The organism is Streptomyces sp. NPDC059443, from assembly GCF_042750105.1.
In the GTDB taxonomy this organism is placed as follows: domain Bacteria; phylum Actinomycetota; class Actinomycetes; order Streptomycetales; family Streptomycetaceae; genus Streptomyces.
The window spans coordinates 37,107-59,750 of the sequence record NZ_JBHYVM010000005.1 but is presented as its reverse complement, the minus strand read 5'-3'; the positions used below and the strand labels follow the sequence as shown (position 1 = coordinate 59,750).

General features: G+C 67.3%; 26 protein-coding genes and 4 pseudogenes. 14 read left to right on the top strand and 16 right to left on the bottom strand.

Going from position 1 to position 22,644, the window contains the following annotated elements; translation table 11 throughout:
- Window positions 1-12 precede the first annotated feature (12 nt).
- Both ACFXDJ_RS06240 and ACFXDJ_RS06235 read left to right on the top strand, forming a co-directional pair.
- Complete coding sequence (locus ACFXDJ_RS06240; RefSeq protein WP_384653852.1) at window positions 13-747, top strand: hypothetical protein; 735 nt, start codon at window positions 13-15, stop codon at window positions 745-747.
- A gap of 431 nt (window positions 748-1,178) precedes the next feature.
- On the top strand, window positions 1,179-1,673 hold the full coding sequence (locus ACFXDJ_RS06235; RefSeq protein WP_384653850.1) for a GNAT family N-acetyltransferase: 495 nt from the start codon (window positions 1,179-1,181) through the stop codon (window positions 1,671-1,673).
- Between the two features lie 326 nt (window positions 1,674-1,999).
- Here ACFXDJ_RS06235 and ACFXDJ_RS06230 read toward each other — a convergent pair whose 3' ends face one another.
- A complete protein-coding gene (locus tag ACFXDJ_RS06230) occupies window positions 2,000-2,212 on the bottom strand; it encodes a hypothetical protein (protein WP_384653848.1) in 213 nt (70 codons plus the stop codon).
- 758 nt (window positions 2,213-2,970) lie between these two features.
- Between ACFXDJ_RS06230 and ACFXDJ_RS06225 the strand changes: the two are divergent.
- Window positions 2,971-3,174 (top strand): annotated as a pseudogene (locus ACFXDJ_RS06225) (response regulator); the annotation flags it as partial.
- A 464-nt stretch (window positions 3,175-3,638) separates the two neighbouring features.
- On the opposite strand, the gene ACFXDJ_RS06220 reads toward ACFXDJ_RS06225, so the two are convergent.
- From ACFXDJ_RS06220 to ACFXDJ_RS06190, 7 genes and pseudogenes are all read right to left on the bottom strand, one after another.
- Window positions 3,639-4,253, bottom strand: a complete 615-nt coding sequence (locus ACFXDJ_RS06220) for a DUF2867 domain-containing protein (protein ID WP_384653846.1) — start codon at window positions 4,251-4,253, stop codon at window positions 3,639-3,641.
- 189 nt (window positions 4,254-4,442) lie between these two features.
- Window positions 4,443-4,976 (bottom strand): hypothetical protein, encoded by a 534-nt coding sequence (locus tag ACFXDJ_RS06215; protein ID WP_384653885.1) that lies wholly within the window; start codon window positions 4,974-4,976, stop codon window positions 4,443-4,445.
- Window positions 4,977-5,273: 297 nt separating this feature from the next.
- Window positions 5,274-5,468 (bottom strand): annotated as a pseudogene (locus ACFXDJ_RS06210) (hypothetical protein); the annotation flags it as partial.
- Window positions 5,469-5,568: 100 nt separating this feature from the next.
- Window positions 5,569-6,365 (bottom strand): IS5 family transposase gene (locus ACFXDJ_RS06205; protein WP_384653844.1). Its coding sequence is split into 2 segments (ribosomal slippage): window positions 5,569-6,047 and window positions 6,047-6,365, totalling 798 coding nucleotides; the frame shifts between segments, so codons are not numbered across the junction.
- 158 nt (window positions 6,366-6,523) lie between these two features.
- Window positions 6,524-7,057 (bottom strand): SMI1/KNR4 family protein, encoded by a 534-nt coding sequence (locus ACFXDJ_RS06200; protein ID WP_384653842.1) that lies wholly within the window; start codon window positions 7,055-7,057, stop codon window positions 6,524-6,526.
- A 217-nt stretch (window positions 7,058-7,274) separates the two neighbouring features.
- Window positions 7,275-7,592, bottom strand: a complete 318-nt coding sequence (locus ACFXDJ_RS06195) for a DNA/RNA non-specific endonuclease (RefSeq protein WP_384653883.1) — start codon at window positions 7,590-7,592, stop codon at window positions 7,275-7,277.
- A 26-nt stretch (window positions 7,593-7,618) separates the two neighbouring features.
- Window positions 7,619-9,823: pseudogene (locus ACFXDJ_RS06190) on the bottom strand (RHS repeat-associated core domain-containing protein); the annotation flags it as partial.
- Between ACFXDJ_RS06190 and ACFXDJ_RS06185 the strand changes: the two are divergent.
- A complete protein-coding gene (locus ACFXDJ_RS06185) occupies window positions 9,749-10,285 on the top strand; it encodes a LysE family translocator (protein ID WP_384848328.1) in 537 nt (178 codons plus the stop codon). The pseudogene ACFXDJ_RS06190 and the gene ACFXDJ_RS06185 overlap by 75 nt on opposite strands.
- A 186-nt stretch (window positions 10,286-10,471) precedes the next feature.
- Here the strand turns inward: ACFXDJ_RS06185 and ACFXDJ_RS06180 are convergent, their stop codons facing one another.
- Complete coding sequence (locus ACFXDJ_RS06180; RefSeq protein ID WP_384653840.1) at window positions 10,472-11,104, bottom strand: DUF2461 family protein; 633 nt, start codon at window positions 11,102-11,104, stop codon at window positions 10,472-10,474.
- Between the two features lie 110 nt (window positions 11,105-11,214).
- On the opposite strand from ACFXDJ_RS06180, the gene ligA reads away from it, so the two are divergent.
- The 3 genes from ligA (at window position 11,215) to ACFXDJ_RS06165 (ending at window position 14,204) form a co-directional block, all read left to right on the top strand.
- Window positions 11,215-13,263 carry an NAD-dependent DNA ligase LigA gene (gene ligA, locus ACFXDJ_RS06175; protein ID WP_384847987.1) on the top strand — a complete coding sequence of 683 codons (2,049 nt, stop codon included), beginning with the start codon at window positions 11,215-11,217 and terminating at the stop codon, window positions 13,261-13,263.
- A gap of 121 nt (window positions 13,264-13,384) precedes the next feature.
- Window positions 13,385-13,681 carry a hypothetical protein gene (locus tag ACFXDJ_RS06170; protein WP_384653449.1) on the top strand — a complete coding sequence of 99 codons (297 nt, stop codon included), beginning with the start codon at window positions 13,385-13,387 and terminating at the stop codon, window positions 13,679-13,681.
- A 184-nt stretch (window positions 13,682-13,865) separates the two neighbouring features.
- The gene (locus ACFXDJ_RS06165) at window positions 13,866-14,204 is read left to right on the top strand and encodes a hypothetical protein (protein ID WP_384653451.1); all 339 of its coding nucleotides are present in this window, start codon (window positions 13,866-13,868) and stop codon (window positions 14,202-14,204) included.
- Window positions 14,205-14,280: 76 nt separating this feature from the next.
- On the opposite strand, the gene ACFXDJ_RS06160 is transcribed toward ACFXDJ_RS06165, so the two are convergent.
- Window positions 14,281-14,832, bottom strand: coding sequence for a glycosyltransferase (locus tag ACFXDJ_RS06160; protein ID WP_384653453.1), 552 nt, complete (start codon window positions 14,830-14,832; stop codon window positions 14,281-14,283).
- Here ACFXDJ_RS06160 and ACFXDJ_RS06155 point away from each other — a divergent pair.
- Window positions 14,770-15,069, top strand: a complete 300-nt coding sequence (locus tag ACFXDJ_RS06155; protein WP_384848325.1) for a bacterial transcriptional activator domain-containing protein — start codon at window positions 14,770-14,772, stop codon at window positions 15,067-15,069. The two genes, ACFXDJ_RS06160 and ACFXDJ_RS06155, sit on opposite strands and share 63 nt — an antisense overlap.
- A 154-nt stretch (window positions 15,070-15,223) precedes the next feature.
- On the opposite strand, the gene ACFXDJ_RS06150 is transcribed toward ACFXDJ_RS06155, so the two are convergent.
- The gene (locus ACFXDJ_RS06150; protein WP_384653455.1) at window positions 15,224-16,075 is read right to left on the bottom strand and encodes an alpha/beta fold hydrolase; all 852 of its coding nucleotides are present in this window, start codon (window positions 16,073-16,075) and stop codon (window positions 15,224-15,226) included.
- 144 nt (window positions 16,076-16,219) lie between these two features.
- On the opposite strand from ACFXDJ_RS06150, the gene ACFXDJ_RS06145 reads away from it, so the two are divergent.
- Window positions 16,220-17,080 (top strand): helix-turn-helix transcriptional regulator, encoded by an 861-nt coding sequence (locus tag ACFXDJ_RS06145; protein ID WP_384653457.1) that lies wholly within the window; start codon window positions 16,220-16,222, stop codon window positions 17,078-17,080.
- 65 nt (window positions 17,081-17,145) lie between these two features.
- Here the strand turns inward: ACFXDJ_RS06145 and ACFXDJ_RS06140 are convergent.
- Window positions 17,146-17,805, bottom strand: a pseudogene (locus ACFXDJ_RS06140) (IS5 family transposase); the annotation flags it as partial.
- A gap of 96 nt (window positions 17,806-17,901) precedes the next feature.
- Here ACFXDJ_RS06140 and ACFXDJ_RS06135 point away from each other — a divergent pair.
- Genes ACFXDJ_RS06135 through ACFXDJ_RS06125 form a run of 3 tightly spaced genes read left to right on the top strand, consistent with a single transcriptional unit; the run spans window position 17,902 to window position 19,753 of the window.
- Entirely contained in the window at window positions 17,902-18,318 is a 417-nt protein-coding gene (locus tag ACFXDJ_RS06135) for a hypothetical protein (RefSeq protein ID WP_330294237.1), read from the top strand.
- Window positions 18,315-19,544, top strand: a complete 1,230-nt coding sequence (locus ACFXDJ_RS06130) for a hypothetical protein (protein WP_384653459.1) — start codon at window positions 18,315-18,317, stop codon at window positions 19,542-19,544. The genes ACFXDJ_RS06135 and ACFXDJ_RS06130 overlap by 4 nt, the downstream gene beginning before the upstream one ends.
- Window positions 19,460-19,753: a response regulator transcription factor gene (locus ACFXDJ_RS06125; RefSeq protein ID WP_384653461.1), complete on the top strand. Its 294-nt coding sequence runs from the start codon at window positions 19,460-19,462 to the stop codon at window positions 19,751-19,753. The genes ACFXDJ_RS06130 and ACFXDJ_RS06125 overlap by 85 nt, the downstream gene beginning before the upstream one ends.
- Before the next feature lie 172 nt (window positions 19,754-19,925).
- Here ACFXDJ_RS06125 and ACFXDJ_RS06120 read toward each other — a convergent pair whose 3' ends face one another.
- The 3 genes from ACFXDJ_RS06120 to ACFXDJ_RS06110 are packed head-to-tail and all read right to left on the bottom strand — an operon-like array spanning window position 19,926 to window position 20,662.
- A complete protein-coding gene (locus ACFXDJ_RS06120) occupies window positions 19,926-20,231 on the bottom strand; it encodes a transposase (protein ID WP_384653463.1) in 306 nt (101 codons plus the stop codon).
- Window positions 20,197-20,346 carry a hypothetical protein gene (locus ACFXDJ_RS06115; protein WP_384653465.1) on the bottom strand — a complete coding sequence of 50 codons (150 nt, stop codon included), beginning with the start codon at window positions 20,344-20,346 and terminating at the stop codon, window positions 20,197-20,199. The genes ACFXDJ_RS06120 and ACFXDJ_RS06115 overlap by 35 nt, the downstream gene beginning before the upstream one ends.
- Window positions 20,347-20,398: 52 nt before the next feature.
- On the bottom strand, window positions 20,399-20,662 hold the full coding sequence (locus ACFXDJ_RS06110) for a hypothetical protein (protein WP_384653467.1): 264 nt from the start codon (window positions 20,660-20,662) through the stop codon (window positions 20,399-20,401).
- Window positions 20,663-21,100: 438 nt separating this feature from the next.
- On the opposite strand from ACFXDJ_RS06110, the gene ACFXDJ_RS06105 reads away from it, so the two are divergent.
- Window positions 21,101-21,628 (top strand): hypothetical protein, encoded by a 528-nt coding sequence (locus ACFXDJ_RS06105; protein ID WP_384653469.1) that lies wholly within the window; start codon window positions 21,101-21,103, stop codon window positions 21,626-21,628.
- Window positions 21,629-21,844: 216 nt separating this feature from the next.
- Here ACFXDJ_RS06105 and ACFXDJ_RS06100 read toward each other — a convergent pair whose 3' ends face one another.
- Complete coding sequence (locus tag ACFXDJ_RS06100) at window positions 21,845-22,183, bottom strand: hypothetical protein (RefSeq protein WP_384653471.1); 339 nt, start codon at window positions 22,181-22,183, stop codon at window positions 21,845-21,847.
- Here ACFXDJ_RS06100 and ACFXDJ_RS06095 point away from each other — a divergent pair.
- Window positions 22,182-22,508, top strand: coding sequence for a phosphatase PAP2 family protein (locus tag ACFXDJ_RS06095; RefSeq protein WP_384653473.1), 327 nt, complete (start codon window positions 22,182-22,184; stop codon window positions 22,506-22,508). The two genes, ACFXDJ_RS06100 and ACFXDJ_RS06095, sit on opposite strands and share 2 nt — an antisense overlap.
- The last annotated feature ends 136 nt before the right edge of the window (window positions 22,509-22,644 follow it).

Genomic DNA, 22,644 nt, shown 5'->3' with positions numbered 1-22,644 from the left:
AAGGGTACGGCCATGCACGATCTGGACGAGTTCGAGGACAAGCTGATCGAGCGGTTCAAGGAGCATCCGGTACTGGCGGACATCACCCGGCTGCCGGACGAGGACTTCGCCGCACTCCTGCTCCAGCGGCGCTTCGTGTCGCTCGCGTTCACCCCGTCCTACGACCTGGCGATCGACCTGCTGCGTGACGAGGAGGGGCTGCGGATCGCCCGGATCATCCTGCGCGAGGAGTACCCGGACGCCCAGGGTCACTCACCCTCGCACCGCGAGGAGATGACGGAGGACATGCGCCGGCTCGGCGTATCCAGGGAGGCCGTGGTGGCGTCGAGGCCGTCGGCCGCGACGCGGCGCGTCATCGAGGAGACTCTCGAACTGATCGCGGACGCGGGCGGCAACGACGACGCCGACCTCCGGCTGCTGACCATCCTGCGGTTCTGGGGCGAGGTCCTGGTCTCCGTCGAGTACGGACGGCTGTGGGAGCGAATGGGACCGTTGCTCACGCGCGACGGCCAGAACCATTCGCGCTTCTACCACCCGCACCTCGTCCACGACGCGAAGATGCACTCGCTCGCGACGGTGTCCCTGCTGTCCGGTACCCACTCCGACCGCCTGGCCACGCGGGTGACCGAACTCCTCGCCCGTGAGGAATCGGCGGACTCCTTCAAGGAGATGGAGGAGCGGGCGCTCCGGCTCAAGGCTGGCTTCTACGACCAGTTCCTGCCCGCGCTGGACCGCGTACGCGTCTGAGGTCGGGCCCGCAGTCCAGGCGTCGGGCCCGCGGCCCTGATGTCAGGCCGGCGGCACTGGCGTCAGCCCGGCGTCGCCGGCTTCAGGCCGTACTTGACGTCGGGCTGCCGGCCCCGTGTCTGAGGGTGGACCGCGCCCATGCTCGGCGCGATCACCAGCGATCACCAGCGATCGCCGCTGCGTCGGCAGCCGCCGCAGGGCCAGCAGTTCCAGGGTGTGGGGTGCTGTGCCGCGTTGGTTCGTGGAGAGGTGCAGGTGGACCTCCGTGCGTCCGTTACGTCGGCTGAACGTGATGGTGCCGACGCAGACACCGTCCGCGCGGCCTGGATCTGCGAGCTGTGTGTCCAGGCCGTAGCCACGATAAGTTCCGCTCGATAGTTCGAAGCCTTCCGGTGTACCGGAAGGCTTCTCGCGTTCTTGAGGAGGATCAGATGGCAGACTTTGTTGTCCGCAGAGCGGGCGCCGAGGACCGCGACGTCCTGGAGCGACTCTGGCCGCTTTTCCTGCACGACCTGTCGGAGTTCTGGGGCGTCCTGCCGAACCCGGACGGAACGTACCGCCGCGAGTGGCTGGAGTCGGCTATCGGCGATCCCACCTGGTCGGCTTATCTCGTATGGTCCGGCGACCGGCCGGTCGGCTTTGCGTTCGTACGCGCGCTGGACGGCGATGCGCACGTGCTGAACAGCTTCTTCGTGGTGCGTGGGGCACGCCGGTCGGGCCTCGGGTTGCGAGCGGTGCAGGCCGTCCTGGCCGCGCACCCCGGCCGATGGGAGATCGCTTTTCAAGAGGAGAACGTGGGCGCGGCACGCTTCTGGCGTCACGTCGCTTCCGAAGTCGCGGGCGAGGCCTGGACCGAGGAGCGGCGACCGGTGCCTGGGAAGCCCGAGCTGCCGGGGAACACCTGGGTTGCCTTCGATGCGCGGTAGTCCTCCTTCGCGTGAGTTCGTGAAGGGGTGCTGGTCAGGCCGGCTGGTCACCGAGGTAGAGGGCGAAGCCCCAGGTGTGCAGGACGCCGGTGAAGCGCAGGCGGCATAGCGGCGCGGTTCCCCCTCGCCCGGCAGTTCCCCTGCCACGTAGGCGAATCCTGAGCGCAAGCGCACCTGGACGCGGGCGAGCTGGGGCCAGTGCTCCTCGGCCCGCGCCGGCGAGACGGCACCTGGCACGCCGTCATCTTCTGGCAGTGCCTGAACGAGGGCGGCCGGTAATGACTCCCCCGCGCAGAGTGACAACCACCGCACCAGGGCGGGGAGTTCTAGGAGCCGGTGGGCGAGCCGGGTGTGGCACCGGGGGCTTGTTGGTGGTCGAGGGCGTCGGCGGTGGCTGTGGCCATGTCGTACACGGGGCTGTGGTCCAGGCGCTTGCGGCGTTGGTGGTAGCGCATGGTGGTGCGGGGGTCGCGGTGGTCGGCGGCTTCCTGGATGCGGTCGGCCTTGGCGCCGGGGCGGTCGAAGGCGTGCTCGATCACTGTGTGCTTGATGGAGTGGGGGCGGATCCGGTCCGCCTGGGGGAGACCGGCGCGCTCGGCGAGCTTGCGCAGGGGTGCGCCATACCGAGGGCTGGTCCAGGGGGCGGCCGGTGCTGGTGGTGAAGACGAAGCCCTCGGTGCGGCCGCCGATCAGGTCCGTGATGACCGCGTACAACGGTGGCGGGAGGGCCTTCGTCGCTCACTTCCCTCCCTTGATCCGGACCCGGATGGTGCGGTGGCCGTCGGTGTAGCCGATGTTCTCGATCCGGGCGGTGAGCGCGGCGTCGATCCGAAGGAAGCAGACGTACATGAACCAGAGGAACGGGCACCGCTGACTCTGGCTGATCGGGATGGTTCATGCACCACGACCGCGTGCTGGGGCACCCGCCCGCCCCGACGAGACCCCGGCCCCCAGCGGCCGCGTGGCCGGGCCTCACCTACACCCTGCTCGGCGCCCGGGCCGCCGACGGCCAGCCGATCCACCTGCCCAACAGCAGCCCGCCGGAACTCTGGTCGCCCGGGGTGGCCCCGCGAGCAGGAAGCAGCAGTTCGAGCTGGCCGACGAGGTTCTGGAATACGGCACCTTCGCGGCGGAGCGGGTGGCGGCGCCGCGCTGGAGGCGATGAGCTGCTCCGCCGTGCCCTGGCGGCCTTCCCCCTCAGCGGGCTGCAGGAGGAAGGGAGGTACTCCCCATGCCGAGCGGGCCTTTGGAGGACCTGCTCCGAGGGTGCGTCGCTGGGCTCCTGCTTGCCCTCGTGGCACCGAAGCACGCCATGGAGGTACTGGAACAGCAGCTTGCCGACGCAGAGAGGGTCTCGCGTCGCTCCACGGTCCAGGGCGATGTGTTGGTTGACGCCTTACTGGATCGCCAGCATCGCATCGCCGATTTGGAGGTACGCCTGAACCATCTGGAAGCCGAATGGAGCGCCGAGCGGGAACGGGCGGACCGTCTGGCGGCTGCCCACCGGCGAGGTCGTCTGGCATGCGGACCACAACCACCAGGTCAAGATCAGGCTCACCGACTGGGCCGAATCGGAGTACTGAACCACCCGCCATTGCTGATGCACTGCTGAGATACGGGGTGATTGCGGAACCGAAGTGGCCTCCGACCATCAAGTAGGAATCCGAGGTACTTGAGCACTCCGACCTGGGACATTGCGGCAGTTGAGTACACCCCGACAGCTCTGCCGCACCGGCGCTTGAGCAGCGGCTCAGGCTGACGGTTCCCGGGTTGGGGTCTCAGTACTTCTTGCCGAAGGAACAACGCTGAGGACTGAGCCCCCAGGTCAGGCCATGGGCTCCAGAGGGGCTGTGGCTGTCTGCTCGTCGTGTTCGCGCAGCATGCGCATGACGGTGGCCGGGGCTGGGTGCTGGCGGCCGGGACTCTCCATGGCGAGGCCACGAATGGTGTCGACGCTCGCAGCGACTACGGTCGAGGAGCGACGTTCGCGGTGGGCGGATGCTCGCGGTCCCGCCAGGCTTGCTCCCACTGCCGGGTGATCGCGGGGTAGACGATCAGGTAGCGGAACGGTGCGATGAGAGCCATGTACACCCGTCCGAACCGGCCGTTGGGCTTGACCAGGATCGCCATCCGCAGTTCGTATTCGCCGCCTCCGGTAGGCACCCACCCCAGGTGCATGACGGCGTGGCAGGTCTTGTTCGCCAGTTCGCGGACGGACTCGTTGTGGAGCAGGTATACGGGGGTGAACGGGGCGCCGCTGGTGTCGGAGACGTCGACGGTCTCACGGAGATCGCCTGGCAGGCGGTCATGCAGTGGTTGAACCCGCTTCCCGAGGCTCGTCTTGGGCTTGTCCCAACCGAGGAGGGCACCTAACTTCCAGCGCGCCGCGAACAGGAACCGGACTGCACGGGGCTGCTTGACGAATCCGTCGGCTGTCTGCATCGCGGCGAGTATGACGGGAAAGTCGTCCGGGCCGGCACCGGGAGTGCGGAAGGACCACACGTCCTCGGTCCGAAAGTCGCTGGTGAACTCGTGGATCCGCCACGGCTGGTCGGAATGGGCCGTGCGGGGAATTTTCATGGCCGCTGCCAACCTCTCCTGGGCCGGACGTCGTCCGCCACTCCCGTTACACGCGTGCGTATACGACGAAGCTATCCCACTGTTGGATCTGCTCTTCGTATAGGTCGTTCAGATCAGGCTGCCGCACAGCTTAGCGTTGCTTTTTCGGCTCACCAGTCGGCCGAATCCAAAACCCTTCTCGGTGTTGAACTACTTGACCGTCCCGGTAGCCGTTGAAGTCCGCCTCTCCCACTCCTCCGACGGAGCGTCGTCCTCCTCGTCGTCGTAGGGTTCCTCGGGCGGGGGCGCGAGCACCATCGGCCAGTTGTCGTAGGTCGCGATCAACTCGTCCAGTGGAATGTCCAGACTGGTGGTGAAGACGGCGGTCCCATCGGACAGTCGTACGGAGGCATCCGGAGCGGCTGCTGTCTGCGCACGCAGGACCACCACGGCCTCCGGGTCGACGGCCGACCGGTCGGTGAAGTCGGCGGGGTCCACGCGGACCGCGAGCAATGTGCCCGGGTAGAGGGCGACGGCGACCGCCAGTTGGCCGCCGTCGCGTGCGTGCTCGACCCAACCGTCGGTCTGCAACAGGCAGGCCCACCCGTTCACCTCGTGGCAGTAGGTGTCGAGCCGGGCCACGGCGCGCTCCCCGGGAGTGCCCTCGGGATCAACGACGAGGACGGCGACGGGCACGTCCGGTTCGTCGGGGTCAAGGCCGGAACGTACGTACAGGCGGGCCATCGGGTACCTCCAGGTCGCAACAGGTCGGGCACCAGTACACACCCAGCCAACGACACAGCTCGCTATCTGCTCAAGTAGACCGTCGACTGCTCGTCTACTGCTGAGATGCGGGCTCGATTGCTGAAGTCGATCGCCCCTACAAATCACCCCTTCCCGGGTACGCCGTGCAGGGCTCGGCTGCCCATGACGGCGAGGGTGGCTGGCCGGATGGTGCCGGGCCCGTAGCGCGCCCGGGCGCGGCTCGGCCAGGGTACGGCTGCGCGAGCTGGTGAAACGGTCTGCATACCGAACGGACAGGGTGAGTTGTCCGGCGATCTGCTGCTCGTCGCGGAGCCGGCCCCGGAGTTCCTCGACGAGGTCGAGGAAGGTCCGGCGATGGTCGACGGGATCGAGGACGTCGTGGTCGAAGCCCCGCTCCGCGTTCACGGAGCGGGCGATCGGTTGGGGTCCGGTCGTCGAGTGCTTTCTGGCCGTCAGCGAGCCAGGCTCCATCGCCTGGTCGGATCTGGACGACGTGCAGAGCCTCTCGATGAAGACCGCGACCGAGCCGGAGATCAGGCCGTTCGGTGTCTGGGTCACCAGTGTCGGGGCCTCACGCTGACTGTTCCTGCCCGTCCACACGGACGAGTCTGCGATGACAGATGAGGGCTGCGGCTATGCCGGCGAAGGCGAGAAAGTGCTCAGCCTTGCGCTCGTAGCGGCGGTGGAACCGACGGCAGCCGGCGAGCCAGGACACAGTCCTCTCAACAACCCAACGGTGGCGGCCGAGCCGCTGTGAGGACTCGATCCCTTTACGGGCGATGGGGTGGCGGATGCCGCGCTTGCGGAGCCATCGACGCAGGTGATCGGAGTCGTAGCCCTTGTCGGCATGTAGTTTCGCCGGCCGTCGCCGCCGTGGGCCGCGGCGTGAGCGGATCGGCGGGGTGCCCCGCACGAGCGGTTCAAGACCTTGACTGTCATGCATGTTCGCACCGGAGATACCCACCGACAGCAGCAATCCGTTCCGGTCGGTGAGCAGATGGATCTTGGATCCCAACTTGCCTCGATCGGTCGGATTCGGTCCTGTCAGAGGCCCCCTTTTGCAGCCCGCATGCTGACAGAGTCGATCGCGCAGCGCGACCAGTCCAGTTCCCCGCGGGCGCCGAGTTCGTCGAGGATGATGTGATGGAGCCGGGCCCAGACCCGGGCCCGGCTCCACTGGGCGAAACGTCGGTAGACCGTCTGCCAACTCGGGCCGAACACCGGCGGGAACTGCCGCCAGGTGCAGCCCGAGGTCGCCACGAAGATCATCGCGGCCAAGGCTTCACGGTCACCCGCTCGACGTCGGCCGCCGCCCTGAGGACGTATGACCTCCGTCGGCGGTACCACCCGCCGGAACAGCACCCACAACTCTCTGGCACCAGCCGCTCAACCAGATCTGTCATGCACGGTTCAACGAACGATCACGCCATGAGAAACGATGTCTAAACCCAGCGCACACGCCCGCCTGGCCAGCGACCGCCCGAGAGACCGCGAGGACCGTTTGTGTACTACAGCGTGTCACACCGTCACACCGCGCCGAGTCGGCGGAATTCATGGGCGGCCAGGGGGAATAGGGATGAGAGGACATTCGATTGCAGCTGTCCATCGAGCGATGCTGCAAGAAACTGGGTACAGCTGGCGTCGAAATGCTCCCAACGATCGCCGCGCGCCTCGTTCACCATGACGGTCCACTGGTCAGGTTCAAGACCCGGCTGAATGAGCCAGTAGAGGCACTCTCCGTTGTCCGTGGTCGCCCACGGGAGGACACGGGAGCCCTCTGGTTCGAGCTCTACTGGCTTCTTCTCGAATTCCCATAGACCTTCGAGGTCTTCGGCCTGGTTCTCTGCCCATTCGATGAGGTCGTAATTATCGTTCAGGCAGTCGGGCTCAAGGACGTACAGGTAGTCGTCCCAGTTGCTTCCTCCATAGACACGGATGAGCTCCTTATAGTCGGAGGGAAGTTCGACACCAAGGGTGCGTTCGACCTCCTCCCAGTCCTTCTGGCGGGGCTCGCTCGGGGCTGGGGCGATTTCACGAAGACGCGCAAGGGCGTTGGGCATGGCGTTCTCCTTATTCTGGTATCTACAAGTCCGGAAGGCAAGGCTGGGACAGGTTGCCCTTGTGGGGTTTTTCTCCCGTCAACTGCCTCTCTTCTTGTTGGGTATGTATGCAGTATTTCCCGAATCGGTAATTCCGGTACTTCTGTGTTCAGTGAATGTGAAGCCGTTCGAGCCATAGGCCTCGATATCCACCCCTATGGGGATTTTATCGGTCCCATTACATCAGGAGGGTGGCGCTGTACTGGATAGTTTCCCCGGATTCGACTGCATCCCTGACCTGTTTTTCGATATGCCGCATGACGGGGGAGTTGGCATAGGAGTGCATGGTGACAAAATTCGCCGGATTGTAGTTTGATCCACCGAGCTGTGCGCCGAGGAGGTGGGCCCGGTTGTATCCCTTGTCTTTCCCCAGCCAGGGGGATCGCCGTGCGGGTCCGTGGGGTTCTTCCCCATCATGTCGTCCCCGAGGGTGGCGTGTATTCCTGTCGGCCGCCCGAGTGAGTCGAGTTCGCCGTAGACGACCCTGCCGTCCCATGTGGGGTCGTCCGGCTCGTTATTCCTGCAGGCCAGAAGCCCGAGGGGGTCTGCCCACAGCAGAGGGTCGTGGACGTATGCCGCCGGGTTGGGGGCCGGGGCGAGGCCGAGGGGGTCCTGGCTGAGGTAGCGGGCCGATTCCGGGTCGTAGTAGCGGAAGTAGTTGTAGTGGAGGCCGGATTCGGGATCGAAGTACTGGCCCGGGAAGCGAAGCGGGGTGTACGCCGTGGCGTCGCGGTTCCACGTCGTGGTGCCCCACAGGGTGGTGCGGGTGCGCCACGCGAGTTCGCCGTGTTCATCGACGAGTTCTGTCGGGGGTGCCGATCAAGTCGGTGACGATGGCGAAGAAGCGTTCCTCGTCGGTGTCCGTGCGGCGTTCCGTCTGGGACAGAGGGCGCGGGCCCGCATGGTCCCAGGTCAAGACGAGGTTCCCGGTCGTCTGCTCGCACAGGGTCGTGCCGTCCCAGGTGAAGTGGACCGTCTCGAAAGGCGACTGTTTGGATATTCGGCGGCCCAGCGGGTCGTACGTGTACTGCCATAGGGTGCCGTCGGGGGTGGTCACTGCAGTCAGACGGTCTTCCGCGTTCCACTCGTAGCACCAGGTGTCGGGTTTGCGGGAGAGCCGGGTTTTTTGGCGCAGGACGATCCGACCCTGGGCGTCGTGTTCGTAGCGGACAGCGCCCGCGCTGATGATCCGGGTGCCTCGATAGGTGCGTGCGCCGGTCGCGGCATGGGAGGGATGCGTCGCCGGCCACGCTGCATCCGTCTGGTTTCCGGCGTCGTCATAGGCGTAGTGCTCACTCCAACCGTCCGCGTGGACGCCGGTGACTCGGCCGGCCGCGTCCACGTCGAAACCGCGGGGACCGGAGAGTGCGTCGCTGATGCCGAGCAGACCTCCGCCCGGGCCGTAGGTGTAGGCGCGCTGCTGGATGGGCCTGCCCCGGGAGGTGATCTCCTGGCCGGTCAGGCGGCTCATCTCGTCGAAGGACGACGACAGTGCCACGAAGTCCGATACTGTGCGCCCTACCTCGCGGCCCAGGGCGTCGCAAGAGAAGTCGATCTCGCGCCCCGACGCGATGAGCTTGGTCTTGCGGCCCACCGCGTCGTACGACCACTGGCTGAACGCACCGCCGGGCGTCGTCCTTCCCACCCGGCGGCCCAGGTCAGGCCCTGCGCGTTGGTCACCTGCGTCAGGCGCAGGTTGGTGTCGTGGGAGAACTCGTGGCGGATCCCGTCGGGACCTGTGCGGGCCGTCAGCAGGTCGAAGTCCGTGTACGCGAAGTGGGTCGTGCCGCCCATCGAGTCCGTGTGGCTGAGGCGGATTCCCTCGCCGTCGTAGGTCCAGGACTCCACCGTGCCGTCGGGTGCGGTGCGCCGGGACGGGAGGCCCTCGACCGTCCACTCCAGGCGTGTCTGGCCGCCGAGGGGGTCGGTGATGCGGATGGTCCGGCCGAAGGCGTCGTGTTCGTAGCGTGTCGTGGCACCCAGTGGATCAGTGACCTCGACGGGCAGGCCCCGGCGGTCCAGGACGAGGTGGGTGGTGGCGCCGAGGGGGTCGGTCACCGAGGTGAGCCGGCCGGCGTCGTCGTACGCGAACTTTGTTGTCACTCCGGAGGGCTCGGCCACCGACAGGCGGTTGCCGCGCTCGTCGAACTTCTGGCGCAGGACGGTTCCGTCGGTGCGGATCAGGCGTGTCGGCAGACCATGCTCGTCGTACTCGGCCCGCGCGGTACGTCCGTCGGGGCGCTCCCACACCGTCATGTGACCGTGCTCGTCATAGGTGAAGCGGCTGGCGTGGCCCAGTGGATCCGTCCGGGACAGGAGCCGGTTGTAGCGGTCGTACTCGAAGCGGGTCACCGCACCCAGGGCGTCGATCTCGGCGACCACGTGGGAACGCTCGTCGACCACGAAACGCTTGGTGTGGCCGAGGCCATCGGTCAGGGTTGTCGTGCGCAGGCCGGTTTCGGGGTCCGTGTCGTCCCAGGTGAACCGGGATTCGAGGTGGCCGTTGGTGCCGGACTGATAGGTACAGCGGTCCTTCTCGTCGTAGACGTAGTCGTAGCGGCTGCCGTTGCTGTCGGTCCACGAGGTGATCCGGCCGTACTCGTCGCAGCCGAAGCGCAGGGGCCGTCCGCAGGAGTTGGTTACCTCCGTGAGGTGACCGTCGGTGTAGCCGTAGCGGAGGATCTCCTGGTCGGAGCTGTCCGCGGCCGCTCCTGCGAGGTGGCGGGCGCCGGTTACCTGCTGTGGCTGGGCTGGAGCGTTCTGAGGCAGCCAGCCGTACCGACGGCCGCTGCAGAGTACGCAGACGTCTGCCAGGTACGGGTCATGCTCAAGGGGGCCGGGATCAGCGGCCTGAACCCGAAGGCGCTGCTGCTGTACTTCGCGCTGTTCCCGCAGTTCATCGACTCCGCCGACGGTTGGCCGGTCACTGCGCAGACCGGGCTGCTCAGCCTGCTGCACCTGACTGCGTGTGCCGTCGTCTACCTCGCCGTCGGTGTCCTGGCCCGCAGGGTCCTGAAGACCCGGCCTTCGGCCGCCCGGGTCGTCACCCGCATCAGCGGTGCCATGGTGATCGCCATCGGCGCCTTCCTTCTGGTGGAACGCCTGGTCAGCAGAGGAACCCGTCGTCCTCCACCCAACACGGATCCGAAAGAGACCGTGTTGGGTGGAAGACCCCTAGCTCTGGCGTAGTCGTCACGGAAGCGCGGTCAGAGCCTGCCGCACGGTTACTGCGACGCCTCGGCAAACGCCACCGCGAACTTCCCGTTTCGGATTTCCAGGGGTTGACCTGCAGTTTTGTGGTTCAGGAACAGGTTGTCAGGTTGGCCTCGCTGAGCGTTCGACTACCCTCCCGTGCCGCGCGGCGACCTCGTGATGTCAGGATGCGTGCTTCATGTGGCGGACCAGCCACAGCATCAGGGCGTCCAGGTCGGCGGCGGCCGACAGGACCCGGTCGACCGCCTCGGGGGTGTGCAGCCATTCCCCGCAGCCGAGGGGACGGGCGGCGATCAGAGAACGGTGGCGCAGCAGGTTCGTACGGGAGTGGTCCGTCGGATAGCCGCGCGGGGGACGTTTCATCACGTCCCCGGAGATGTCGTAGCCCTTCTTCCGCACGTCCTCGATGATGGCGGACAGTTCGCGGCCGCTCCCCTCCGAGGCAACGGCCCTGCGGAACCTGTCCACCTGGCCGGGATCTGGGTACCACCAGGCGCCCTGGATCCGAAGGCCGTCCAGGGAGAACCGGAGACCGATCTCGATCTTGCGGTCGATCCGGATCACCGCGCTCTGGTGCTGCCACCACCAGGAGTCGGTGCGGTAGTGCCAGACGGAGAAGTCCTCGTATCGGGGGTCGGTGTCCGCGACCTCGTTGAGCAGGGCGATCATCGGCTGCCGGACCAGGCGTTCGCGGTCCGCGCGACAGCGCTCGCGGGTCGCGTGGGTCGGTTCGCCCTGGAGCTGCCACAACACGTCCATGGCCTGCTCAGGCCAGCCAGTGAACTGTCTACGCATCCGGGCAGGCTAGCTCACCGCCGTTGCCGTTCCCCCTGTGTCCCAGAGCGGCTCGGTTGCGTGCTGTGGCAAGACGAGCTCTGGCGGCGTTGTCAGTGGGGGACAGGATGATGACCTTCATGACCGAAAACATCGCCCTGCTTTCTCCTGCCGCCTACGCGGAGGCCGTGACCGCCGCGGTGGTGGCGTCGGCCGCGTACTACGGCGACGGCACCACCGCGCTCGGTGACGACGAGTACGACGGGCTGCTCCGCGCCATCGCGGCCTACGAGGAGGCCCACCCGGACGAGGTGCTTGCCCAGTCGCCGACCGGGAAGGTGGCTGGCGGGGCTGTGCAGGGTGACGTGCCGCACTCGGTTCCCATGCTCTCCCTCGACAACGTCTTCGACGCCGACGAGCTCGCCGAGTGGGCCGATGGGCTGGAACGGCGTCTGGGACACCCTGTGGCCGGGTGGTGTGTGGAGCCGAAACTCGACGGCCTCGCGGTCGCCGCCCGATACCGGGGTGGCCGGCTCGTTCAGGTCCTCACCCGCGGCGACGGCCTGGCCGGCGAGGACATCACCCACGCCGCCGACGCCGTCCTCGGTCTGCCCCCAAATCTCACGAAGCCGATCGACGTCGAGCTGCGCGGCGAGGTGCTGCTGACGACCGCGCAGTTCGAGGAGGCCAACCGGATCCGGCTCGCCCACGAGGCCACTCCCTTCGCGCACCCGCGCAGTGGAGCGGCCGGGACCCTGCGGGCCAAGGACCGCCCCTACCGGATCGAGTTGACCTTCTTCGCCTACAGCGCGATCGGCCTGAACGACCTCGGCCACGTCGCCCTGCTGGAGAACCTGGCCGCGCTCGGCGCGAACACCGCCGCCAGCACGGACGCCGCCCCGATGCGATGCGAGACCGTAGAGCAAGTGCAAAAGCGCATCGACGTGATCGCCGGCCTGCGCGCAGACCTGCCGTTCGGGATCGACGGTGTCGTCGTCAAAGCCGACACCGCCGAGGACCAGCGGCAGGCCGGCAACGGCTCCCGCGCCCCGAGGTGGGCGGTGGCCCGGAAACTGGCAGCCGAACACAAGGTGACCCGCCTGCGGGCGGTGCAGTGGAACGTCGGCCGGACCGGGATCATCGCCCCGCGCGCCGTCCTGGAGCCCGTGGTCATCGACGGGGTGACGGTCACCTACGCCACGCTCCACAACCCGTCCGATATAAGCCGTCGCGGGCTCATGATCGGCGACCAGGTGTTCGTCTACCGGGCCGGCGACGTGATCCCCCGGGTCGAGGCGCCACTGGTCGACCAGCGCACGGGTGCCGAGAGCCCGATCGTCTTCCCCGACGTGTGCCCACGCTGCGGCGACGCGATCGACACCTCCGAGCAGCGGTGGCGGTGTGTGCGCGGCCGCAACTGTCAGGCCGTGGCCTCGGTGATCTACGCGGCCGGCCGCGACCAGTTCGACATCGAAGGTCTCGGCGGCACGCGCGCGATCCAGCTGGTGGAGGCAGGTCTGGTCAAGGACGTCGCCGACCTGTTCACGCTGACCCGCGAGCAGCTCCTCGGTCTGGAGCGGATGGGCGAGACCAGCGCAGCCAACCTCCTGGACGCGATCGAGACTGCCCGCGGAGCCGCATTGAGCCGCGTGTTCTGCGCCCTCGGTGTCCGCGGCACCGGACGCACGATGTCCCGCCGGATTGCCGCGCACTTCGGCTCGATGGCCGCGATCCGGGCCGCCGACGCGGACATGCTGGCCGGTGTCGACGGCATCGGCACCGAGAAGGCCCGCGTCATTGCGGCCGAACTCGTCGAACTCGGCCCGCTCCTCGACAAGCTCCAGGCCCAGCAGGTCGGCACGCAGGTCTCCGAGCCGCAGCAGCCCGCAACCGACGCGAACGACGGCGGGGACTCGGCGGACGGCCCGCTTGCCGGCCAGGCCGTCGTGGTCACCGGTTCCATGACCGGGCCCCTTGAGCTGCTGTCCCGGAACGAAATGAACGAGCTGATCGAGCGGGCCGGCGGAAAAGCATCTTCGTCGGTGTCCAAGCGCACCACGCTCCTGGTGGCGGGCGAGAAGGCCGGATCCAAGCGCACCAAGGCCGAAGAGCTGGGCATCCGTATCCTCGACCCCAAGGAATTCGCCGCCCTCGTCGCCGGTCTCCTCCCCACCACCTAACCATCGCTACCCACGACCTCGCTTCCAGCCACAGCGGACCGGTTCCTTGCCCCGGCCTGGCCCTGAGCGCCGTACTTGGCCAGACAGGCCAAGTACGGCGCTAAGTCGCACCCGGAGACGCGTGCGTCACTTCCCCCAGCTGCAGCGCGGTACCCCTGACCGGATCCGCAAACGCCCGGTCGGCCTGTACACGGCGACGGACAGCCAGGTGACCGGCGTCCGGCAGGACCCGTACGCGCGAGCGAATCCCCATATCGTCGAGCAAGGAAAGTCCGAAGGCGACCGCGGGAAATACCTCCATCCTGAGGCCTGGGGCAAGCCGCAGGAGGCAGGCCTGCACCATGAGCGGCAAACTGCACTCTTCGAGCAGACGCCCCCGAAGGGCCAGGAGAGAACAGCTGGCGATTCCAGCGCCTGAGGCTCTCATTCCACCCGACAACTTTGCCTGACCGACCTGGCACGCTGGCTAGCCCGTCCGAGTCCTCCTTCGCACGTCGGCCCTGGCGGGCTGCCAACCGCCCGGGACGTCCGGGTCAGCGGTACGAGTTCCAACGCCCGAAGCGGGCCATCAGCTTGCGTGCGGCGTCCTCGTCGAGCCCGAGGTGCACGGCGGCCTGCGCGGCGTCCAAGCCGCCGGACGTGCCTCGGGCCGCCCAGTAGCCCACACCGAGCCATACCGCGTCATCAACCTCGGCACCGGCCAGGGCACCACCGTCCGCGAACTCGCCGCCGCCTTCGCCACGGTCACCGGCACACCGCTCACCACCATCGAGACCGGCCGCCGGCCCGGCGACTCCGCAGGCGCCTACGCACGCGTCGACCTCGCCCAGGAACACCTCGGCTGGAAGGCCGAGCACTCCCTCGAAGAGGGCATCCGCAACTCCTTGCGCTGGTACGACAAGCGCGACACCGTCCTCGGCCTGCCCACGGCCGGTACCTGACCCCGCAGGCAGGGGACGGCGGGCCGACCGGCGAGCGGATCGCCTTGGCGGCGCAGGCAGCAGCACCAGGGTGGGGTTAGGGGGTAACGCGGAGTGTCAGTTCGCGAAGCTGGCGGCTGGTGGTAGTGATGTCGTATCGGCGTGCGTTATTGAGAGCCGCGCTGGTCAGGGCCTTGCGCCGGTGGAGGTCCCGGCCCATCTCGTCTAGCGCCATGGCCAGCGAACGCCGGTCGCCAGGAGTGTAGGGAGCACCAGCGCTCCCGAGGATTTCCCTCATATCGGGCAGATCGGAGTGGGCGACCGGAAGTCCGTGGGCTTGGGCCTTAATGAGGACGAGCCCGCAAGCCTCCAGACCTCTGGTTGTGAAGACGAAAGCGTCGAAGTTCGGCAGGCGGCGCCACAGCTCGGCGCGGGTCAGGAACGGCTCGAACTGGACCCGGTCCCGGAGCCCGAGTTCGATGGCTCGCCGTTCCAGACGCTCCCGTCGGGGTCCTTGGCCGATCACGGTCAGGTGGTGTGGCTGATCGGTTAAGGCGAGGGCTTCGACGGCGATGATCGTGGATACCTGCCCGCGCTCCAGACCGCACTTGCGGTCATCGGTATCGATCCGATCCGGGAGACCGCCCACCGCATCATCATCGAGGTGTACATCGTCGAGGGGAACGTCGCGAGCGCGCTCAAGCGGTACCAGCAGTACCAGTCGTTCCTGCGGAGGGAATTGGGGGTCTTCCCCTCCACCCGGATGACGGAACTGGTGCAGGACCTGGTCGGCGGCTCACAGGTAGAGGACGTGCCGGGGCTCCGGCGGAGCGAGCTGCATGACAGCACCGCCACCGTCCTGAAGGGGCCGCATCTCGCACCGTGAGGCGCCCTCCTTGGCTGCCGCGCGTGGCCTCAAGGACTCCATGGCGACGCGACAGGCCAAGAGTTGCCTTTGCACGGTCGCCATGACAGGGGGAGGCGTACGGATGGACGAGCCGACGGCCTCGGCCGCCTCACGCCCCGTGCTCCGTGGGGGATCACGGGGCGAGGGTGAACTCGCTGACCAGCTTGACGAATTCGTCCTCCTTCTCGAAGAACGCGACGTGTCCGGCGTCGATCTCCGCGTACGTGCTGTTCGCGATCCTCGTGTGCAGGTCGCGGCTGTTCTCCACCGGGATGGTGATGTCCTGGGCGCAGCCGATGACGAGCGTCTCGGATTGGATGCGCGGCAGGAGGGCGCGGATGTCGATGCGGGTGTCGAGGTCGACGTGGCGCAGGGTGCCGGGGGTGGGCGGCATGTTGGGGATCAGGAGTTCCACCTGGTCGCGGCCGATCGCGTTGAGGAAGCCGCGGCTGAAGCCGGTCATGGCGACGGAGCGGCCGAAGGCGGCCGGGTCGGAGGTGCCGAGCTGCTTCCACAGGGTGAAGAGGTTGCGCAGGTACTCGTCGCCGTCGGTGTGGGCCCATCCGGCGACCAGGATCAGGCGGCGTACGAGGTCGGGGCGCAGAGCGGCGACGGCTGCGGACACCGGCGCGCCCATGGAGAAGCCCAGCAGGTCCACCGGGCCGGCGTTCGCGTCCTCGATGACGGTGATGACCTGCGCGGCCAGCCCCTCCACGGTCAGCGGGGCCCCGTCGTCGGTGGTGCGGTCGGTGCCGGAGAGGTCGGGGGTGATCACCGTGTGACGGGCGGTGAAACGGGGGAGGGTCTGGCCCCAGTTGACGGCGGAGCCGCCCGAGCCGGTGCCGTGGACGAGGACGAGTGCCGGCCCTGAACCAGTGCGCTCGTAGTGGACCCGGGCATCGGCGACGCTCACGGTGGCGGTGGCGGTGGCGGCGACGCTCACGGTGGCGGTGGCGGTGGTGGCGAGGGGGGTGGTGGTGGACATGGCTGACTGTTCCTTCTGCCGCGGTGGGTGCCGGGGCGTTCGCTCCGGCACCGCCAACATTGCCGCCGCGGTGTCAGGGGCGGGAGAGACCCCTCGAACCTGGGACCGGGGATCCCTGGATACGGCGCGGAGGTGTCCGGCAGGATGATCCACATGACGATCGACCGCCGTGAACTCGCCGACTTCCTCCGTCGTTCCCGAGAACGGGTGCGCCCGCAGGACGCGGGGCTGGCCGCGGGCCCCCGGCGGCGCACGCCCGGTCTGCGGCGCGAGGAGGTCGCCCAGCTCGCGGGCATGTCGGCCGACTACTACATCCGGCTGGAGCAGGCCCGAGGCCCGCAACCGTCACCACAGATGCTGTCCTCGCTCGCCCGCGCCCTACGGCTCAGCGACGACGCCCGCGACCACCTCCACCTCCTGGCCGGCCACCGCCCGCCCGCCGGGCGGATCGCCGGCGACCAGGTCAGCGCGGGCCTGCTGCACCTGTTGGAGCAGTTGCCCGGCACCCCGGCCCAGGTCCTCAGCGACCTGGGCGACGTCCTGGCTCAGAACGAGATGGCCCGCAACCTGCTGGGCGGCGTGTGCACGGTGTCCGAGCACGGCCGCAACGTGATCTGGCGCTGGTTCGCCGACCCGGCCGCGCGGGAGGCGTACCCCGCCGAGGAACACGAGCAGTACAGCCGGGTCCACGTCGCCGACTTGCGGGCAGCCGTCGGCCGCCGCTCCGCGGACCCGGCCGCCACCCGCCTGGTGGAGCGCCTGCGGGAGGCCAGCGAGGAGTTCGCCGCCTTGTGGGAACTGCACGAGGTCGCCGTCCGCCGCCACAGCCGCATGCGTGTGATCCACCCGGTCGTCGGCCCCGTGGATCTCGACTGCCAGGTGCTCCTCGCACCGGAGGGCGACCAGCGCCTCGTGCTCCTGACGCCCCCGCCCGGCACGGACACGGCCGACCGCCTCGCCCTCCTCCGGGTCGTCGGCACCGAACAGTTCACGTCGACGGGCTGATCCGGCCCAGCGAGTGGCGGCTCAGGTATCAATCTGAGGCGTTGTGTCAGCACTTAGAAGTCATCTCATTTGGCCAGTCTGCGGTAGCAGATGAGGGTGCAGGCGATGCTGCTGAAGGCAAGAAAATGTTCGGCCTTGCGTTCGTAGCGGCGGTGCGGCCGGCGGCAGCCGGCGAGCCAGGACATGGTCCGCTCGACTACCCAGCGATGACGTCCAGCCGTTGTGAGGACTCGAAGCCTCTACGGGCGATGCGGTGCTTGATGCCACGTCCGCGTAACCGTCTCCACAAGTGGGCGTAGTCGTATCCCTTGTCCGCGTGGAGCTTGCCGGGCCGGCGACGTCGGCGCCCACACGGGAACGGATGGGCGGTATCCCGCGGACGAGGGGTTCGAGAGCCTGGCTGTCGTGCAGGTTCGCGCCCGAGATTCCGACGGACAGCGGCAGACCGGTCCGCTCCGTGATCAAGTGGATCTTCGACCCGAACTTTCCCCGGTCCACAGGATTCGGACCCGTCAGGTCCCCCTTTTCAGGGCCCGCATGTTCACCGAGTCGATCGCACAGCGGGACCAGTCCAACTCTCCACGGGCGCCGACCTCGTCGAGGACCAGGCGCTGGAGCTTGGCCCACACCCGTGCTTTGCTCCACTCGGTGAACCGCCGGTGAGCTGTCGCCCCCGACGGCCCGAATGGTGCCGCAGGTACCTGCTGCCAGGTACGACCCGACGTCAATCCCTGTGGCAGAGAATGCCCGGCGTGGCCCGGGGACCGAGCGCGTTCGGGGTTCCGCTCTCTTGGGCGGGCCTGACCTGTCAGGCTGTGGAAATGGGCCTGAACAGTCTGATTTTCCATGTGCTGCCGGACGGCGGAGATGAGCGGGGGAGCAGTTTTGCGTTGCCTGCCACCTGGCTCGGGTCGGCCGGCGGATCCGTAGATGTGCATGTGACGACGCTTGTGCCCGGGGGCGTGCGCGGGAACCACTTTCACCGGGCGCGACGCGAGCTGCTGATCGTTGTGCATCAGGGCGCGTGGTCGGCTCACTGGGATGAGGGCAGCGAGGGAACGCCTGTGCACAGCCGGGGGTTCGAGGGGCACGGGGCAGTGCTGATCGAGGTGCCGCCCATGGTTTCCCACGCTGTGCGTAACGACGGCTCCGCCGTATTGCAGATCACCGGACTGTCCGACGGGGTCTACGACCCTGCGGCACCTGACGCGTACTCAAGGGAAGTGGTGGCCCAATGACGTCCACACCGACACGGTTCGCGACGTTCTGCCATATCAGCGAGCTGGGCGCCCCAGGGTACGGGGAACTGCACAGGATGCTGGCGGCCAGCAAGCCGCTGACGCTGTGGGCGCCATCCAGTGCGCTTCTGCAGGATCCGGACTGCCGGATCACGCCAGCCGACTTCGTCAAGCATGTAGAGAAGGGGCACATCAGGATCGTCGCGCGGCGCAAGTGGCTGATCGACCGCGAAGCGCGCGATGCCCACCCGTGGGCCGGGGCACGGTGGGACACCTCGGTCGATGGGGCGATCCGCAGCATGATGGAGGACGACCTGGCGATCTCGGACCGCAGCCTGCGGCGTGTCGTGGCGGCCGAGGACGAGCAGGGGTGGGCGTTCGCGGAGGCAGCGGTCGAGGAGGACCGGGAAGGTACCCTGGAGTGGGAGCGGCTGCTGGCTTCGGGAGAGGCCGAGCAGGTCATCCCGCCCGGCACGTTGGAGACGGCACGGAGATTCGGCGGCGACGATCCGCGCCGACAGGTCATCGCAGTGCTCCGTGACGTGTACAACCACGGCCACGCGATCCGCGAATCGGACGCCGACGTTCCCTTCCTGATGCGCAGGACCGACCGTGAGTTCATCACCCGGATCGCCTCCATGTCGTGTCCACCTCAGTTACCGCACCTGCCACACCCTGCGCAGGCTGGTGACGAGACAGCGGTCCCCGTCAATCTCGCCGAGGTCACCGGGCAACTGCTGGACGTCCTGCGCAGCATCGAGACAGACCGGACCGACATCGGGAAATTCGTCGGAACCCAGGAGCACACCACGCTGGTGGCCTGGACGGCTGCGGTCTGCGAGCGGGTCAAATCCCAGGGAGTCACCGCAGCGAACGTGGATGTCGCCCGGGAACTCGCCGACCAACTCGCACAGGCCGGCTTCCCAGGGCTGGCACTGTCCGAACTGGGACGCCACTGGACAGCGGACGAAGCAGCATCCGCAGCCGTCGCGAGCCTGGACTGCTGGCTCACCTTCAGCCCGTTCGCAACGGGAACCCCGGGCTTCAACGACTTCCTCGGCCTGCTGACCGCCGCGTTCCCCGTCGGCCGCGGGCTGTGCAAGCGCCTGGGCCTGGTACCCGGCCACTTCGACGGCCCCCAATGGCCGTTCCTGTACGCCGGAAAGAAAGCCACCCGACGGTCCGTGCCGGCACTACTGGCAGAACTTCAAGAACCCACAGGCTAGAGCTAGACCTCGTGCGCCTGGTGGCCCGAGGGCGCACCAATGCGGAAATCGCTGCCCAACTGTCCATTACGGTGGGCACGGTGAAGACCCACTTGGGGAACGTGCAGGCCAAGTTGGATGCCCGGAACCGGGTCGAGATCGCCGCTTGGGCCTGGGAATCCGGCTTCGTGGGCCAGGAGCGAGCGCCCGGCGGTTGCCTCACCCCATAGTGTTGATGTTCTCTACCAGGGCAGTCCGGGTGGGAAACGATCACCCGGCGACTTCTTAGGCCGTTTCGTTTGGATCATCGGGCTGACCACAGGAAGATGCCTGCGATGTGCAGTCCGGCCAGGTAGATCGTGGCGGTCTCCTCGTAGCGGGTGGCGATGCCGCGCCATTGCTTCAAGCGGTTGATGCATCGCGCTTGCGTAAGTGCTCGCGAATGGCGCGTGAGGAGTACGTCTTGTCGGCCAGAACCGTGTCCGGCCTGGTCCGGGGCCGTCCACGTGGGCGAGGGACACGAAGTTGGGCCATCGCGTCCGGGAAAGCGGGCGCATCGCCGGCCTGTCCGGCGGTGAGAAGGAAGGCCAGGGGTCGGCAGTGGGCGTCGGACGCGAGATGGATCTTTGTGGTCAGTCCTCTGCGGGACCGACCGATGGCATGGTCGTGCGGCTCACCGACCGGGCCCCTTTTTGCGGGCCCCGGCATCGTGCTGGTGAGCGCGCACGATCGTCGAGTCCACCGATACGGCCCAGTTCAGGTCCTCGTCGGCGTCGGCCGGGGCCATGAGCGCGGTGAACACCCGCTCCCAGGTGCCGTCCACGACCCACATCCTCAGCCGGTTGTAGGAAGCCCCACCTGCCCGCCCGTGCCGGTCAACCGCCCATGGCCGCCACGACCAGCGCAACAGCCGCACCGCACAGCAGCACCATAAGCGGCCATGCCAGCCAGCCCCGCCCGGTACGCCTGCGCCACAACATCAGCCACAGCGCACACGCCGCCACGAACACGACCGTCACACCGCTCATCTCGCCCTCCCGCCACGCCACCCGCACGGCGCCACGGTCAGCACCCCATACAAGGAGCGCAACGAGGACGCCTATGGTCAGCGCACACACCGCTTCCAGCAGCCTGCTCATACGGTGCCCTTCCTCTCCGGCGTGTCCGTCAGGTCACTGCGCGGGCGGAACGGACGGCTTGACCTCGACGGTCTCCGCCTTGCGGCCTTCTGCGTCCGCGCTGATGGTACGAGAAGATCGCCACGATCTGCCTGGCCAGACAACACATCGGAGGCATCTTCCTGTGGTCAGCCCGATGATCCAAACAAAACGGCCTAGCCGCGCGTATTGGTTGACCAGATCCCGATGGCGAGATCAGAACCGAAAGAGGTGACCGGCGAGTGGACAAAGTCATGTCTCCTCGCCGAATGATCTCCATCGCGGAACGTGCCGAAGAGCCGGATCGAACTGCCCCTTGACGCTTCTCTGTTTTCAGCAGCAGGATCGAGGGTGTACCAAGCCAAGGCGCAACGGCTCGACGAAGGCAATTCGTAGCGGTTTCCACCCAAAAGGGGCAAAATGCGTCACAAGCGCAAGCTCGCAAGGGGAAGCATAGTCGCAACGCTGGCAGCATTCGGGCTTTTCGTATCCGGCTCCAATGCGTTCGCCGATAGCCGGTGCGCCTACTTCGTTACGTCCCAAAGGGACATACAGGCCTCAGAAAACTGGACGTGGGGCTCGTGGCCGGTAAGTGGTCAGCCGGGCCCCAATAGCATCTACATCAAGTTCCAGTCCGATGGCAACTTGGTGGCCTACCGCGGGCGTGACAATGCCGTGATGTGGGCCTCGGGCACCTACAACGACGGCGTCGTCACCCTGGTCTGGTCGGCCTCGACCGGCGGTATCAAGCTCATGAGGGCCAACGGAGTCAATGCGTGCACGATCCGCGGAAATAACGGCGCTTCCGGTGGCTGGGCCCAGGTCCAGGACGACGGCAACTTCGTCTTCTACAAGTCCAACGGCGTAGCAGACTGGGCGATGTGGTCGAATCCGTCATGGCCTGGAGGGGACTGGCGCAACTACTGTGCCGTGTCTGGCCACAACTAGTCTTATGTAATGTTTCGTAACGGCCCGCCGGTTCTTCGGCGGGCCGTTTCTTCTTGTGAGAACTCGTAACAGGATCTTGTCGAGATGTCCTGGTTGGACGTAACCGGTTTGAAGATTCGGCTGTTTGAACCGTTCCGATTTCCTGCCAGTATCCGGCTCGCGTGTGGTGAGCGGGCCGAAGGCGTGGCGATATTTCTTTTTGGTTCGCTGTGGTCGTCAGCAGCCCAAGATCTCGTCGGTGCAACCCTGTACGTTCGTGAGGTCGAGGGTTTTGAGTTCCCAGACGATGAGGCCCATGAGGCCCATGAGGCCCATGAGGCCCATGAGGCCCATGAGGCCGCTGGATGCTGGTGCGACTGTCACTGTGACGGGTTGGCCGGCTGGGAAGTTGATGTGTACGGGGAGCTTGCGCGCGCTGCTCGCGCAGCTGACCTCGACTTGCTTCTTCAACGCTTCCCGGGTGAGGGAAACCGTTATGTCGCGAACATCCTCGCTGTCGCAGACGACGTCGAAGCGGTAGGGCTTGTCGCCGCTCGCTTCGAGTTCCTCGCTCATGCCCGAACCGACGTGGGGAGAACCAAACCGCAAGCGCATAGCTGTGTCTTCGGCCCTTGGCACAGGAGTCGTCCGGTCGGACGGCGCCCTTCGCTGCGCGAGCTACCCGTCCCGCCACACGGCGACCGCGTTCCTCACAGCACGGCTGGTCGCGGGAACTCACGCGTCAGGTGCGGCGGCGTGCGTGACGGCCGCCGTAGGTCTCAGCCGCCTCGCCTTGCGGGCCCACTGGACCACGGACGTACTGGGCGGCTGGCTGTTCGGCATCGGCTGGCTCGCGGCAGCCGACGATCCCCTGGGGCAAGTGCACGAACCCCTCAGCTAATTAACCGTTGTCGGGGGGCGGCCTTAACCTCGCTGCCCCTAGCGTCGGGGATCTGGCGTGGCTACGCGGCCACGCCGGGAGAGGGGAAACAGCTCATGGAGTTCTGCGTACGATCCGCCCGGCGGCGCTCACCCGG

What these genes read in the sequence shown, in the direction of transcription:
- ACFXDJ_RS06240 (WP_384653852.1), top strand. Translation starts at nt 13, where the DNA reads ATGCACGATCTGGACGAGTTCGAGGACAAGCTGATCGAGCGGTTCAAG.
- ACFXDJ_RS06235 (WP_384653850.1), top strand. Translation starts at nt 1,179, where the DNA reads ATGGCAGACTTTGTTGTCCGCAGAGCGGGCGCCGAGGACCGCGACGTC.
- ACFXDJ_RS06220 (WP_384653846.1), bottom strand. Translation starts at nt 4,253, where the DNA reads ATGAAAATTCCCCGCACGGCCCATTCCGACCAGCCGTGGCGGATCCAC.
- ACFXDJ_RS06215 (WP_384653885.1), bottom strand. Translation starts at nt 4,976, where the DNA reads ATGGCCCGCCTGTACGTACGTTCCGGCCTTGACCCCGACGAACCGGAC.
- ACFXDJ_RS06200 (WP_384653842.1), bottom strand. Translation starts at nt 7,057, where the DNA reads ATGCCCAACGCCCTTGCGCGTCTTCGTGAAATCGCCCCAGCCCCGAGC.
- ACFXDJ_RS06195 (WP_384653883.1), bottom strand. Translation starts at nt 7,592, where the DNA reads ATGGGACGGCAGGGTCGTCTACGGCGAACTCGACTCACTCGGGCGGCC.
- ACFXDJ_RS06180 (WP_384653840.1), bottom strand. Translation starts at nt 11,104, where the DNA reads ATGCGTAGACAGTTCACTGGCTGGCCTGAGCAGGCCATGGACGTGTTG.
- ligA (WP_384847987.1), top strand. Translation starts at nt 11,215, where the DNA reads ATGACCTTCATGACCGAAAACATCGCCCTGCTTTCTCCTGCCGCCTAC.
- ACFXDJ_RS06150 (WP_384653455.1), bottom strand. Translation starts at nt 16,075, where the DNA reads ATGTCCACCACCACCCCCCTCGCCACCACCGCCACCGCCACCGTGAGC.
- ACFXDJ_RS06145 (WP_384653457.1), top strand. Translation starts at nt 16,220, where the DNA reads ATGATCCACATGACGATCGACCGCCGTGAACTCGCCGACTTCCTCCGT.
- ACFXDJ_RS06135 (WP_330294237.1), top strand. Translation starts at nt 17,902, where the DNA reads ATGGGCCTGAACAGTCTGATTTTCCATGTGCTGCCGGACGGCGGAGAT.
- ACFXDJ_RS06130 (WP_384653459.1), top strand. Translation starts at nt 18,315, where the DNA reads ATGACGTCCACACCGACACGGTTCGCGACGTTCTGCCATATCAGCGAG.
- ACFXDJ_RS06125 (WP_384653461.1), top strand. Translation starts at nt 19,460, where the DNA reads ATGGCCGTTCCTGTACGCCGGAAAGAAAGCCACCCGACGGTCCGTGCC.
- ACFXDJ_RS06120 (WP_384653463.1), bottom strand. Translation starts at nt 20,231, where the DNA reads ATGCCGGGGCCCGCAAAAAGGGGCCCGGTCGGTGAGCCGCACGACCAT.
- ACFXDJ_RS06110 (WP_384653467.1), bottom strand. Translation starts at nt 20,662, where the DNA reads ATGAGCAGGCTGCTGGAAGCGGTGTGTGCGCTGACCATAGGCGTCCTC.
- ACFXDJ_RS06105 (WP_384653469.1), top strand. Translation starts at nt 21,101, where the DNA reads ATGCGTCACAAGCGCAAGCTCGCAAGGGGAAGCATAGTCGCAACGCTG.
- ACFXDJ_RS06095 (WP_384653473.1), top strand. Translation starts at nt 22,182, where the DNA reads ATGCCCGAACCGACGTGGGGAGAACCAAACCGCAAGCGCATAGCTGTG.
- ACFXDJ_RS06100 (WP_384653471.1), bottom strand. Translation starts at nt 22,183, where the DNA reads ATGAGCGAGGAACTCGAAGCGAGCGGCGACAAGCCCTACCGCTTCGAC.